Here is a 1,012-nt window from a genome sequence, read left to right on the forward strand (position 1 = left end):
CGTGACCCCGCCGCCCCCCCCCCCCCCCACCACCGCCGAGGAGCACCAGTCGTGAGCGAGAGCCACGCCGAGCACGTCGCGTGGAGCGAGCCCGACGAGGCCTCGCCCGCGGCCGTCACCAGCCCGGGCCGACCGGCCGCCGGCGTCACCCCGGCGGACGCCGCCGACGCCGCGCGCCTGGTCGCGTACGGGCTCCAGCCCAAGCTGCTGCCCGCCCGCGACGCCGAGTACGCCGAGCTGCTGCGCCGCTACCGCGAGGACCCCGGCTTCGCCCGCCTCGCCGACGCCGTCGCCACCGGCCTCGGCCTGGTCGTGCTGGAGGTCTCCACCCGGGCCGGCATGGCCGTGGCCGCCGCCGAGGACTCCGTCTTCGCCGTCCGCATGGGCGACTACGCCCGCCGCACCGCCGCCGACTCCGCCGACCGGTTCCTGCACGGCCTGGCCCACCTGGCCGTCGCCGCGCTGGCGTTCCCCCGCCCCGAGGACCTCGCCGACGACGGCTACATCGGCCGGATCACCGTCAACGGCGTCGACGCCTTCGTCCGGCAGGCCTGCCGGCGCCTGGAGGAGCGCGCCGAGGACCTCGGCGAGAACACCGACCCCGCCAGCGACGCCCCCGGCCTGGAGGCCGCCTGGCGGGTCTACGCCCGGCGCAGCGCCACCGGCGCCACCAAGGACGCCCGCCGGCTGGCCGGTTCCACCACCGGCATCGTGGGCAAGGCCGTCGCCTTCCTCACCGACTCCGGGTTCCTCCAGCGCACCGGGGACGACGCCGGCGGCGCCTACCGCACCACCCCCCGCTACCAGCTCCAGGTCCGCGACATGGCGGGCAGCGCCGCCATGGCCGAGCTGCTGGAGCTGGGCGTGGTCCCGGTCAGCGACGGCTCCGCCAGCCTGCTGCCGCCCCCCGAGGGCGACGACCTGGAGCTGGTGGCCGACGCCGGCCTGCCCTTCCACGCCTGACCCGCCGCAGCGGTCCGCCCCGCACCCCTCCGCCCGTCCGTCCCGGCCC

At 78.5% G+C, this 1,012-nt stretch carries 1 protein-coding gene; it reads left to right on the forward strand.

The annotated features are described in order from the left end of the window. The first annotated feature begins 51 nt into the window (after window positions 1-51). The gene (locus EF918_RS36075) at window positions 52-963 is read left to right on the forward strand and encodes a hypothetical protein (RefSeq protein ID WP_125653012.1); all 912 of its coding nucleotides are present in this window, start codon (window positions 52-54) and stop codon (window positions 961-963) included. The last annotated feature ends 49 nt before the right edge of the window (window positions 964-1,012 follow it).

Source organism: Streptomyces sp. WAC06614 (assembly GCF_003949795.1).
In the GTDB taxonomy this organism is placed as follows: Bacteria; Actinomycetota; Actinomycetes; order Streptomycetales; family Streptomycetaceae; genus Streptomyces.